At 35.9% G+C, this 12,736-nt stretch carries 12 protein-coding genes and 2 pseudogenes; 7 read left to right on the top strand and 7 right to left on the bottom strand.

The features are described from left to right. Window positions 1-85: 85 nt before the first annotated feature. From lolC to lolE, 3 genes are read left to right on the top strand one after another with little or no spacing between them, the layout of a single operon-like run. On the top strand, window positions 86-1,288 hold the full coding sequence (gene lolC, locus A9G38_RS06270; RefSeq protein WP_034911788.1) for a lipoprotein-releasing ABC transporter permease subunit LolC: 1,203 nt from the start codon (window positions 86-88) through the stop codon (window positions 1,286-1,288). Next, window positions 1,281-1,985: a lipoprotein-releasing ABC transporter ATP-binding protein LolD gene (lolD, locus tag A9G38_RS06275; protein WP_034911737.1), complete on the top strand. Its 705-nt coding sequence runs from the start codon at window positions 1,281-1,283 to the stop codon at window positions 1,983-1,985. The genes lolC and lolD overlap by 8 nt, the downstream gene beginning before the upstream one ends. Window positions 1,986-1,997: 12 nt before the next feature. Further along, window positions 1,998-3,236 carry a lipoprotein-releasing ABC transporter permease subunit LolE gene (gene lolE / locus A9G38_RS06280; protein WP_034911734.1) on the top strand — a complete coding sequence of 413 codons (1,239 nt, stop codon included), beginning with the start codon at window positions 1,998-2,000 and terminating at the stop codon, window positions 3,234-3,236. A 54-nt stretch (window positions 3,237-3,290) separates the two neighbouring features. Here lolE and A9G38_RS12565 read toward each other — a convergent pair. Both A9G38_RS12565 and A9G38_RS06295 read right to left on the bottom strand, forming a co-directional pair. Then, window positions 3,291-4,022, bottom strand: a pseudogene (locus A9G38_RS12565) (rhomboid family intramembrane serine protease). A 44-nt stretch (window positions 4,023-4,066) separates the two neighbouring features. Continuing rightward, window positions 4,067-4,561, bottom strand: coding sequence for a GNAT family N-acetyltransferase (locus tag A9G38_RS06295; protein ID WP_034911725.1), 495 nt, complete (start codon window positions 4,559-4,561; stop codon window positions 4,067-4,069). Between the two features lie 1,052 nt (window positions 4,562-5,613). On the opposite strand from A9G38_RS06295, the gene A9G38_RS06300 reads away from it, so the two are divergent. Next, window positions 5,614-6,546: a hypothetical protein gene (locus A9G38_RS06300; protein WP_141671742.1), complete on the top strand. Its 933-nt coding sequence runs from the start codon at window positions 5,614-5,616 to the stop codon at window positions 6,544-6,546. Between the two features lie 249 nt (window positions 6,547-6,795). Here the strand turns inward: A9G38_RS06300 and A9G38_RS06305 are convergent, their stop codons facing one another. Further along, on the bottom strand, window positions 6,796-7,377 hold the full coding sequence (locus A9G38_RS06305) for an IMPACT family protein (RefSeq protein ID WP_034911720.1): 582 nt from the start codon (window positions 7,375-7,377) through the stop codon (window positions 6,796-6,798). A gap of 59 nt (window positions 7,378-7,436) precedes the next feature. Here A9G38_RS06305 and nfi point away from each other — a divergent pair, with 59 nt between their 5' ends. Continuing rightward, window positions 7,437-8,102: a deoxyribonuclease V gene (nfi, locus tag A9G38_RS06310; protein WP_442902862.1), complete on the top strand. Its 666-nt coding sequence runs from the start codon at window positions 7,437-7,439 to the stop codon at window positions 8,100-8,102. Next, window positions 8,092-8,838 carry a tRNA1(Val) (adenine(37)-N6)-methyltransferase gene (locus A9G38_RS06315; RefSeq protein WP_034911714.1) on the top strand — a complete coding sequence of 249 codons (747 nt, stop codon included), beginning with the start codon at window positions 8,092-8,094 and terminating at the stop codon, window positions 8,836-8,838. The genes nfi and A9G38_RS06315 overlap by 11 nt, the downstream gene beginning before the upstream one ends. 11 nt (window positions 8,839-8,849) lie before the next feature. Here the strand turns inward: A9G38_RS06315 and A9G38_RS06320 are convergent, their stop codons facing one another. The 3 genes from A9G38_RS06320 to apt all read right to left on the bottom strand — a co-directional run bounded on the left by A9G38_RS06320 (window position 8,850) and on the right by apt (window position 11,904). Beyond that, entirely contained in the window at window positions 8,850-10,259 is a 1,410-nt protein-coding gene (locus A9G38_RS06320; RefSeq protein ID WP_034911712.1) for a basic amino acid/polyamine antiporter, read from the bottom strand. Window positions 10,260-10,310: 51 nt separating this feature from the next. After that, window positions 10,311-11,081 (bottom strand): dimethylargininase, encoded by a 771-nt coding sequence (gene ddaH / locus A9G38_RS06325; RefSeq protein ID WP_034911710.1) that lies wholly within the window; start codon window positions 11,079-11,081, stop codon window positions 10,311-10,313. 271 nt (window positions 11,082-11,352) lie between these two features. Beyond that, entirely contained in the window at window positions 11,353-11,904 is a 552-nt protein-coding gene (gene apt / locus A9G38_RS06330; protein ID WP_034911707.1) for an adenine phosphoribosyltransferase, read from the bottom strand. 215 nt (window positions 11,905-12,119) lie between these two features. Between apt and A9G38_RS06335 the strand changes: the two are divergent. After that, window positions 12,120-12,482: pseudogene (locus tag A9G38_RS06335) on the top strand (VWA domain-containing protein); the annotation flags it as partial. A gap of 33 nt (window positions 12,483-12,515) precedes the next feature. Here the strand turns inward: A9G38_RS06335 and A9G38_RS11695 are convergent. Further along, window positions 12,516-12,736, bottom strand: a 221-nt coding sequence (locus A9G38_RS11695) for a transposase (protein WP_141671736.1), incomplete at its 5' end; no start/stop codon positions are given.

Consider the following 12,736-nt stretch of genomic DNA (forward strand, 5'->3'; position numbering starts at 1 on the left):
TTTAATCCTGTATGATAAGCACCTTGCATTTAACTAGCAAAACTTTGTAAAAAAGTTTCAGGTAATATATACGTTTATGTCAAAAATATTTCGTCCATTAGTATTTTTTATTGGTTTGCGCTATGTATACGGGCAAAAAACGGATGGGTTTGGTCGCTTTGTATCATGGTTGTCGATGATTGGGATTATGTTAGGTTCAATTGGTCTAATTGTGGTCTTATCAGTCATGAACGGGCTTGAAGATCAGATGCAAAGTAGTATTTTAAAGTTTTTACCTCAAGCCCAGATCACAACACCACAAGGTAGGATAGATCCTAAGGTCATTACTCGTGAGCAATTTAATCAGATTCAAGGTGTTAATCGTATTAGTTCTTTGGTGTCGAGTGATGTGGTTTTGCAAAGTGAGCAAAGTATCACTGTAAGCACACTAATGGGCATTAACCCAGAAGATGATGATCCTATTAATGATTATATCTATAGTGGATCGTTCTTAGATCTTCAAGCAGGGCAATACAATGTTATCATAGGGCAAACGTTAGCTAATCAATTAGGTGTAACCGTTGGCGATAAAATACGTTTAATGGTAACAGATGCAAGTCAAATTACCCCAGTTGGGCGTATACCTTCCCAGCGTTTATTTAATATTGTAGGACTGTTTACGGTTAACCACGATATCAATCAAACGCTTATTTATGTCAATCAATCTGACGCTAAAAACTTATTACGTTATCCTCCTAATATGATTAGCAGTTGGCGCCTATTTTTAGATAAACCACTTGATATTGCCTCGATAACCAATACCCCATTACCTGAAGGATTAGTCTTTAAAGATTGGCGAGCTAAACGCGGTGAATTATTTCAAGCCATTAAAATGGAAAAAAATGTCATGGGATTACTCATTAGCCTGATTGTGATTGTAGCGGCTTTTAACATTATTACTTCATTAAGCTTGTTGGTGATGGAAAAGCAAGGCGAAGTCGCTATTTTAAAAACACAAGGTCTGTCTCGCTTTAAAATTATGTTAATTTTTATTATTCAAGGTGCAAGTTCAGGAATAATTGGCACGTTATTAGGTAGCGCCTTAGGACTGCTACTTGCTATTAACTTAAACGAAATCATGCAATTGTTAGGTTTATCTTTAGCTGGTATCTTGCTACCTTCATTGGTTGAACCATCGCAAATTATTTTAATTATTATTGGATTGCTTATGTTATCGCTAATTTCAACACTTTATCCTGCATATCGTGCAGCCAATATTCAACCTGCCGAGGCTTTACGTTATGAATAATTCACAAATATTACTAAGTGCCAAAAATCTTTATAAAACTTATAACGAAGGCAAAATGGTAACCGAGGTTTTAAAAAATGTCTCGTTTGACATTTATTCACAATCATTACTCGCCATTATAGGTAGTTCAGGATCAGGTAAAAGCACTTTACTGCATTTGCTTGGTGGCTTAGATAATCCCACATCTGGCGAAATTATTTTTAAATCACATCAGTTAAATCAATTATCTGAACAAGAAAAGGCACGTCTACGCAATCAAGAAATTGGCTTTGTTTACCAATTTCACCACCTATTGCCTGACTTTACCGCGCTTGAAAATGTAGCCATGCCACTATTAATTGGCGGCGTTTTACCCAACGAAGCTAAAAAACGGGCTATGGCAATGCTAGAGTCGGTTAATTTAGTCAAACGAGCAAATCATCGTCCTTCCGAGTTGTCTGGCGGAGAACGCCAACGAGTGGCAATAGGGCGTGCATTAATTAATAACCCCGCTTTAGTAATGGCTGATGAGCCAACAGGTAACCTTGATAAATCAACAGCCGATTCTATTTTTGAGCTACTGATTAAATTAAATCGTGAACATGGAACTGCGTTTTTGGTTGTTACACATGATCTTGAGCTTGCCAATAAACTTGATAAACAAATGGTGATGAGAGATGGTCAACTTTCTGATAGCGCATCATTAGATAACAATTAATGGATAATTAATATGAATTTATCTTTAATTACCGCCATAAAATTTCGAAAAGGGCGTCGCAAAAGTGGTATGGTGTCGTTAATTTCGATTATCTCAACACTCAGCATTGCTATTGGTATTGCGGCATTAATTATTGGCTTAAGTGCCATGAATGGCTTTGAGCGTGAATTACACAATCGAGTGTTATCGGTAGTGCCACATGGACAATTCTATCCAGAGTACGGCAATTTAGATAATTGGCAACACGTTCAACAAGAACTTAAAAACAATAGTAATATTGTATCAGCCTTACCATTTGTTAATTTTACTGGATTAATTGAAAACGGTAGCAAACTTGGTGCTGTGCAAGTACAGGGTCTTGACCCTGAACAAGAAATGCAAATCAGTTCACTACCGAATTATGTACTGAATAATAAATGGCAAGATTTTAAGCCCGATAACCAACAAATTATTATTGGAGCAGGGCTTGCTAAAAATTTATCAGTGAGAGAAGGGGGATGGGTTTCTTTATTAATTCCTGTTTCGAGTAGTCCAAATCAACTCAAACCACCTAAAAGAGTCCGTTTGCAAGTAGTAGGGATTTTAGAATTAAGTGGCAGCTTGAGTAATAACATGGCTTTAATTCCATTAACAGATGCACAGAAATTACTAAATATGGGCGATAGCGTTACAGGTATTATGGTAAATGTAAAAGACGTTTATCAATCCAATAACCTTATTGGTCAAGCAGCATTAGGGCTTGACGAAGATCTGTTATTTAATAGTTGGGAACAGACGTTTGGCTTTATGTATCGTGATATTCAAATGATTAGGCAAATCATGTATCTGGCCATGATTGTAGTGATTGGCGTGGCCTGTTTTAATATTGTATCCACTTTAGTCATTGCCGTAAAAGATAAACAGCGTGATATTGCCATATTAAAGACCCTAGGCGCAACTAATCGTTTAATCAAACATATTTTTATATGGTATGGAGTGATTTCAGGGTTAATTGGCAGTCTAATTGGAGTTATTTTAGGCGTAATACTGTCATGGCAACTTTCTAACATCATGGGCTTTATTGAGTCATTAATGGGGCATAAAATCTTAAATAGCAATATCTATTTTATTGATTTTTTACCATCCGAAATTCATCTGTTTGATGTGGTGATAGTGTTTATAACCGCCATGTTACTTAGCTTAATTGCTAGCTATTATCCAGCTAAACGTGCGTGTAAGATTGAGCCTGCACGGATTTTAAATAGCTTTTAAATAGCTTTTGCATAAATAAGGCGCTGTTTAATGATAATCAGCGCCTTTTTATTATTAATAATAGACATAATAACCACTAGGCAAAGCATAGTGCATATATTGCACATAGATCCCCAATGCAGTCACAATAAATACAAGACCAATAATAAGTAGAGTTAACTTACTTGGGTATTTGAACATTTTAATACATAACGAAACAGCCCCACCAAGCACAAAACCAGCGCAAGCACCACCGATATGCGCCATATTATCGATAGATGGCAATAACCCTAACCCAGCAGTTAATACTAAACTCACCAACATTGCTTTGACTGGCATTTCTTGTATATTGGTTTTAAACACCAAACAATAAGCCAACAATGCGGTAATAATACCCAAAATAGCACCCGAGGCACCACAGCTAATCACATTTTAATTGATGGTGGCAATATCGCTTGATAAGCTTCCTACTAGCCCTGAAAAAAAGTAAATGCCAACAAAAGCAAGGCAAGGAATGCGCTGTTCTAAAATAGGACCAATGCTCCATAATGCCAGCATATTCATAGCTAAATGAGTAAAACTGACATGCATAAATAAATTAGTAAACATGCGCCAATATTGGCCAGAAAAAGTTAACTCCGCAACATCGGCTCCCCAATCAATCAAAAAATGATTTTCATATAATGGCGAAAACCCACGGCTATCAACTAGCCGAAATGCAAAAAAACACAGAATATTGATTACTACCAGCGTTGTTGTGACTTTAGATTGACTGGCGTAATATTTAATATCATTAAAGGTGCTCATTAAAAAATCCTTTTGAATAGGTAAATTTTATTGATAGAAGTCAGTTAATTTAACCGTTTACCTAATATAACTAAATCACGCTGAACATTATCTAATTCAGCAATTTTTGGAAGAAGTCCCCATTGTTGATACTGCATTTTTTTAAATAAATTAACACTAGGTAAGTTATGTCGAAACACATAGCTAAAAATTGTCTCAATTCCAGCTTGTTTAGCAAATTGTTCGATTTTATCCACCATAAATTGACCAATTTTTTTGCCACGAAAATCTTGATGAAGATATAAGCTAATCTCAACGGTTTTATAAAAAGCGGGACGACCATAAAACGAAGATAAACTAATCCAACCACAAGGTTTATCTTGATATTTAATTAACCAAAGTGGACGATTGTTAGGGTTATGCTGGTAAAACCATTCCAATCGACTTTCAACAGAAACAGGCACTGTATCGGCAGTAACTTGGCCACCAGCAATTGTTGAATTATAAACATCAACAATAAATGGTAAATCTTCTAATGTAGCATCGTGGTAAGTAATCATGTTTTTTGCTTTAAGTGGTTTAAAGTGAAATTATTGTAATTTTATTATTGTTTATTGGCAATAAAGCATATTTTTTATAGTGAGAAAAATAATGTATAGTAATATTTCACATTTAAAATAAAATCAATTCACTAGATGGATTTTTTGAAAATACAATTTAAAAATTGCCTCAAAATATAAAATTTAGCTAACCCTTTTTTTTAACAATAAATTAAAATCAATAAAAACAAAAGGTTAATAGTGTCTTATAAAAAAGGGTTTTTGACAGAAAAAATCCTGTTTGCCTTTTGCTAAATGGAATTATAGTATATTGGCTTCTAGTTTACCGCCGTGTAGGCGGCTTAGAAAATCTGTACCAGCGAGCCGATTGCTTCGTTCAAGTTTACCGCCGAATAGGCGGTTTAGAAACTAAGGGTACTATCGAAGAAAAGTATCCTAAGGTTTACCGCCGTGTAGGCGGTTTAGAAAGTTTGTCAATGCAGGCCGTTCATGTAACCGATGTTCACCGCCGTATAGGCGGCCTTTTGTATAAAAATAGAAATTTCTGTATAACTGGTTGATTTTAATGAAAATAAAAAATTAAATAAAATCAATGCTCTACCTGAACGATTTTATGGGCGTAATACATCCCATAACATGGTAAGGATTATATGTTCATTGGTTTTAGGTAATTCACTAATTCCTTGGTTTAGAAATTATCACCAATATTCATGATATTCACAAAAGTTAAGACTTACAAAACCTAACACCGTATTCTAATTAAAAAATTGCATAAAAAACTAGCCAAGTTTTTTTAAAATGGCTATACTTTAATCTCCTTAAAGGAATAGATTATTAAACAATCAAATAAATATAAAAATTAAAATAAATCATTAATTTACTTGACAGGTGAACCGTAATGCATTATCATTTTAGACACCAGACACCAGCAAACCTATGTCTTAAATTTATCAGATAAACACACTAGTTGGATTTTTAACCCCGCCACGTTTATATTTTCAAAGCTATCTTTCAAATTATTATCAAAATTATTCCGAAAATTTCTGTTAGTATTGGTATTGTTATTATTGTCTTCTTTATGGAGTTTACAGGCATTACCCGTTAAAAATGGTCGAAGGATTAATCGTAGTGATGCCGTAATACTGCCATCGTCACAATGGGGGGAGCTTAAATTTGTAAAGCCCAATCTTGAGCTGGGTGGACTCCATTTTGCTGGCCCTGCTGATATATGGCACCCAGATTATGGGTTCTTAGTTCAATCAACCGATCAGGGATCATATAACCTAAATTTTCCGACAACGGGCGCAAATGGGTTATATTTTGATTTAATCATAAGGGGAGATGCCGATGAATTAACATGGGGAACGCCAATTACGCATGATGGAATTACCGCTACAGTAACAAGAAAAACAAAATGTAATGCCCAATGCGATGTTGAATTTCGCGTTACACTAACAGGTCCAGAGGCAAGAAATCAATGGTTCAATCCTTATTCTAGTCGAATTGCTAGGCCAAGGTTACCGCTGACCTTTGAGTTAGTGGGGAGAGATAGAGAGGGGAACGAGGTAATTAAATATGGATTTGTCCTGCAAAAATGGTTCGTAGTTAGGGGGGCTGAATTATATCACTACCCTGATATGGTAACTTGGTGTAGTGGTTTGGGTTATCGTGTGCCACAGGTTAAGGATCTGACTAACGCTGTTTGTTCTGGTATTGGCTCAGGTCCGAATTGCCAAGGCTCTATCGGCGCTACACCTCCATCAAAAAATAATAATTACCTGCGTACAATAGGTGCTGGATTATTTTCGGAGTGGGGCTTTATGTATCATTACGCTGGTGCGGACTTCGTTGACCAAAACTATTGGACAAGTGACACGACTAGAATAGGGCAGTTTAGTGGTCAGTTTGATGTGGGAGCTAGTAACGGTGATATTTTTTGGTTCAGGACTTCTATTATTAATTATGGTCTTTGCACCACCCCTTAGTTTTTATGACTTAGTTATTAATCTTTATGGTGCTGATGATATTCTGATATTAATAAAGAATAATCAATAAAAGAATAAAATTCCAGTGCGAGGAGGAGAGCCAAAATAGCAAAGCCTGAGAGCTTTGCATTTTAATGACTGAAAGTCCAAAAGCACTTTTATTAAAAATTAAACTTGATACAACAAAAGATAGTCAATAAAAAAATTAATCTTTTATAAAATAAAATCAATATTCTACCTGAGTGATTCTTATAGTTCAATAATAACTCGTCCACGGGTGATGTCGCTAATGTTTTTTTGTAGGAGTTGCAATTTGTCTTTTGTGATAGCGACGTTTACTTTTACACCTTCAGCATCAAACTCTTGATTTTCAATAATGGAATCAAGTTCCTTTAGGCGATTTTCGATAATTGGCCATTCGTTATAATAGCAGTGAAATTGTAGCGTTATGCGGGCAATGAGTTCAATTAGTTCAGCTTGTTGCAAGCAGTGACTAGCCGAACCGCCATAGGCACGAATTAATCCTCCAGTACCTAATTTTATGCCACCAAAGTAACGAGTTACTACTACTACCACTTGGTCACAATCTTGTCCTTCAATGGCTGAAAGAATAGGGCGACCTGCTGTACTAGTGGGCTCGCCATCGTCATTAAATCGGTATTGTTGTCCAATCTTCCATGCCCAGCAGTTGTGGGTGGCGTTGAGATCGCTTATTTGATTAATAAAGTCGGTGGCTTGTTCAGCTGATGTGACTGGCGCTGCATTGACAATAAAACGACTTTTTTTGATTTCTTCTGTTAACTCGGTAGGATTTGCTAATGTATATGGCATGCTAATTCTGATAAAATCAATCTATTGGAATAATGATACTGAACAGAATAAAAATGTCTATCAATTTAGAACAATTAATGCAAACACAGCAGGCGTTAGCCATGCAGGTTAAATGCGATGATGACTTTAATCCGTCAATAAATTACGTTGGTGGTACTGATGTCGGTTTTGAAGATAATGGCAAGATTACTCGAGCAGCAATCGTTATTTTGCGCTATCCAACTTTCGAGGTTGTTGAGTATCATATTGCTCGGGTTGAGACAGGGTTTCCTTATATTCCTGGTTATTTGTCTTTTCGGGAATACCCTGCGCTACTTGCCGCTTGGCAGCAGGTAACACAGAAGCCAGATTTGTTGTTCGTTGATGGGCAAGGTGTTGCTCATCCTCGGCGTTTAGGTATTGCAAGCCATTTAGGTTTGTTGTTAGATATGCCAACAATTGGTGTTGCTAAAAAAAGGCTTTGCGGTCAATACGAAATATTACCTAAGCAAGCAGGTAATGTAACACCTTTACAAGACAAGCAAGAACAGATTGGTTGGGTTTTATGTAGTAAAAATAATTGCAATCCTTTATTTATTTCAACAGGTCACCGAGTAAGTCAAGATAGTGCTTTAAAATGGGTTAATTTATGCTTGCGGGGCTATCGTTTGCCAGAACCGACTCGCTGGGCTGATGCGATAGCATCTAACAAGCCTTTGTTTAAGAAGTTTATTTATGCAGAATAATTCATTACCGTTAAAAAAAGGTGGCTTTACTTTTAAGCGTTTTTTTGTGGCGCACGATAAAAGTCCAATGAAGGTAACAACCGATAGTTGTTTGTTAGGGGCTTGGGTTCCGATTGATTCGGCTCCGCAAAAGGTACTCGATATTGGCTGTGGTTGTGGTGTAATTGCGTTAATGTTAGCTCAGCGGTTAGAACATGATAACAGCCAAATTGATGCCATCGATATTGATATGCAGGCGGTATCACAATGTCAGCAAAATAGCGAACAAGCTGGGTTTACTTCGATTAATGCGATTAATACCGATATTAATCAATTTCAGCTAAGTTATGCGGTGGGCTATGATTTGATTGTGACTAATCCCCCTTATTTTGCATCTGCCGTTGATTGTCGCAATTCCCAAAGACAGTTGGCACGTTATACCGAATGTTTGAACTTTCAACAGCTTATTGACACAGTTAAGCGCTTACTAAAACCGAAAGGGCAATTTTGTTTAGTTTTACCTTATCATTTATCCAATCAGTTTAGGTTATTATGTGAATCTAATCAGTTATATTTATTCCAACTGATGAATGTTAGATATAGTGCAGATAAAGACTTTTCGTTATCATTATTGGCTTTTTCATTTATCCAGGCTAATAAAATTGATGAGCAGCAATTGTGTATGCGAGATGGTGATGGGCGTTATTCTCAAGAGTTCAGAAAGCTATTAGCTGACTTTTATCTATTTCGAAAATAACGCCTAACTAATTAATTTGGTGTTATGTAGAAGTGTAAAATAGCGATGATAGCTAATAGGATGATTGCAATAGCGTACGCTTTGTCATGCAAGTAACTAAATGCTGGCAAAGATCGTTCCTTTCTGGCATAAAGGTAAAAACAGAGTCCCATACTATATAGTATCATCGACAGTAATAAATAAACTGTGCCACCAGCATAAATCAACCATATGCCATAAAGCGATCCTAAAGCGCCAATCATAATTAAGTAGGCTTTACCTTGTTGAACGGCTAATTTAAAAACAAAGAGAGCCGCCAGTAAATAGGGAATAAGCACCATTGAGGTTGATAATTGGATTAATGTGTTGTAGCCAGATTGATAGTAGTGGGCAAGGATAATTAATACGGTTATTAAACATGTTGTTAACCATAATGCGTTGGATGGCGTGCCTGCTTTGTTGAGTTTTCCAAAACAACTTGGTACTGTGTGTTGTGTGCCTTGGCCAGCTAAAAATAGCATTTCGGCCGCTAGCATTAACCATGATAGTAATCCACCACTGACTGACACAATTAAACCAATATTAATTAATGTTGCTCCCCAGCTGCCTACTACATGTTCAATAACAAGTGCCATGGAAGGGTTTTTCATTTGAGCAAGTTCTTGTTGTGGCACAATACCAAGCGATAACACAGATACGCAAACAAGTAATAAGCTGGTAATAGCAAAGCCAAAAAAGGTAGCTCGGCTAATGCTGATGATGTTTTTGGCTCTAGCAGCATACACAGTTGCGCTTTCAATCCCTAAGTAGACCCAAACGGTATAGAGCATGGTGTTTTTTACTTGCTCGATAATTGAGCCTAATTGCGGTGTTCCCCAAAAATCTATCTTAAATGTCGATATTTTAAAGGCAAGGCTAACACAAACAATAAATAAACCAATAGGCACGATTTTCGCTAATGTTACTAGGCAATTTAATAAAAAAGCACGATATATTCCTTTTAATACAAAATAGTGCACTATCCATAAAAATATGATAGCCGTAATAACGGCAGGTAATGTGGTACCATGACCAAAGAAGCTCAAGCAATCAAAAGATCCTAATGCACTAAATAAAATCACTAGGTAGCTGGTGCACGACATCCATGCTGATATCCAGTAGCCCCACGCGGCATTAAAGCCGATATAATCGCCAAAACCTTCACGCACATAACCATATAATCCATCATTGATTTTGTAAAATCGAATCGATAAATACTGAAATATCCGTGTTAGCATTAACATGCCAAATAGGGTTATTATCCATGCAATTAAAATAGCGCCAGAGCCCGAACTTTCGGCCATGTTTTGTGGTAGGCTAAAAATACCGCTGCCTACAATACTGCCAACCACTAACAGTGTGAGTGGCAGGATGCCTAGCTTTTTTCTTACCGATGTATTCATGTTGTTGTCTTATTATGTGGTTTAGTAAGGTTAATATTTAATATAGATCGATTAAAATCTTAGTGACATGCAACTTACGCCACCATCAATCTTTTGGTATTCCGATGTATCAACTTCAATAACTTGGTAGCCAAGTTTTTCTATTTTTGCTTTTGTTGTTGGATAGCCCATCGGCATTATTACGTGATCATTAACCCAAATACAGTTGGCAGCATAACTTTCTTGTTCGGGAATTTCGATAATATTAAAGCGTTGAAACTCAGGTTTAGTTATAAATTCGCCTGCTGCTAATAGGTTGTTGTTTTCTAAATAAGCTAAACCTGTTTTTAGATGTAATACTTTTTCAAGCTTAACTACCGAACCAGTTAATCCGTACTTCTCTAAAATAGCTATCATTTGGTTAGCACCAGCTTGGTTGGTTCGAGCAGATAAGCCAATATAGTAGTGGTTTTCAACCATCATTATATCGCCAGCTTCAACGGTACCTGGTGCGGTAATCCTTTCTACTTTATTTGGATAAAATCTTTCAATGGTATCGGCAATGATTTCAGTTTCTTCCCTACGGCTTTCAGCTCCAGGTCTTGTTATAATGGCACAATGCGGTGTACAAAGAACGGTATCTTCAACAAAGACTGAATCAGGAAAACGTTCGTCGGGTGGTAAAATAGAGATATCAACATCGCACTGCTGTAGTGCTCGAATGTAATAGTTATGCTGATCTAAGGCCTTTTGATAATCAGGTTTACCCAAGTTAGCTGACGTTAATCCGTTAATTAAAGATTTGGCGGGTGTTCTTGCAATAATATGGTTAAATTTTTTCATTCTATCTATTTCCTTTTGTTTTAATAATTATGCTTTATTTATGAATAATAATTCACATTTATGGCTTTATCAAGATGTAAAGTGTATTTTTATTCGTTTTTTGAGGTTTTGTTGGTTTTTTATCTTGATTTATTTAGCTGAATTTAGATAGAGTGGTGGTACATATCTATTTTTTATGCAATGAAAATGACTAACTTATTTTATTTTAGAAAGGAAAAGAGATAAAAGTATTCAAAATAAAAAAAGGCACTAATTGTGCCCTTAATAGTAATTATTCGCCCTCAAAATTAACTAAAGTAAAGCAATCAATTCCCATATCCGTTAACTTTGTTTTGCCACCTAAATCTGGTAAGTTGATTACAAATGCGGCGTTTTCGGCAATGCCACCAGCTTTACGAATTAAATTCGCTGTTGCAGCAATTGTTCCACCTGTAGCAAGTAAATCATCAATAATTAATACTCGTTCGCCTGGTTTAATGGCATCAGTATGAATTTCTAACGTATCTGTACCGTACTCAAGCTGATATTCTTCTTTAAATACGTGGCGCGGTAACTTATTGGGCTTTCTTACTGGTACAAAACCAATATTTAATGCTAATGCAATTGGAGCTGCAAAGATAAATCCACGCGCTTCGGTGCCAACCACTTTATCTATTTTTTTATCTTTATAGTGATCGATTAATAGCTCAACCGATGTGCGAAATGCAACAGGATCTTCAAGCAGACTAGTAATATCACGAAATAAAATCCCTTTTTTAGGGTAATTTGGTATGGTGATAATACTATTTTTAATAAGTGCAAGTTTTTCTTGTAATTGAGTCATATTAAATGTTCTCTATATCATTTCTATGAGAATGGACAATTTTTTATTATATACTCTCGCCATTTGGAATGGCAATAAACAAAAGTCAATATCGGCATAAATTAAAATTCTTAACTTGGTTTTTTACATTTTTTTACAAATAAATACAATATTCAGACAGTTTATTTTATAAAAAGCAGATAATTGAATAAACTTCATATAAAAAAGGAAATAACATGAAATTTATTAAATCACTTATTTTTATTGGAATTTCTGCCTTGAGCTTTTTGGGGAATGCTAAAACAAATAATCAAATACAGGTTCGTTCTGAATTGGCATCGCCTATTATCTTAGAAAACTCAGAAGAAAAGAATTATTTAAAAGTGTCGTTAACTGGAATTGAGTTTGACTCATCTAAGCGTGTACCGATTAATTTAGCTTTGGTCATTGATCGTTCTGGTTCTATGTCTGGTGACCGTATTGAAAAAGCAAGAGAAGCGGCTATTCTTGCGGTTAATATGCTTAATAATGAAGATATGTTATCAATTGTTGCTTATGATTCTGATGCTAAAGTTATTGTGCCATCTTCTAAAGTTACTAGGGGCTGTTGATCTTTGCTGTACATAAATTACTCAACAATACATTGGCAGCCACATTAACATAAATGCCAGTGATACCATACTGGCATAATTCCTTTCTAACTTATCGTATCTAGTTGATATTGAACGATATTGCTTGATTCTAGCAAAGGCATTCTCGACTAAATGACGATAGCGATAAAGGCACCTATCCATACTGCTTTTATCTATATCCTTACCATAATTACGTTTAGCAATCACCGTTCGTCCGCCTT

The sequence above is a fragment of the Gilliamella sp. Imp1-1 genome (assembly GCF_001690415.1).
GTDB classification, from domain to species: domain Bacteria; phylum Pseudomonadota; class Gammaproteobacteria; order Enterobacterales; family Orbaceae; genus Gilliamella; species Gilliamella bombi.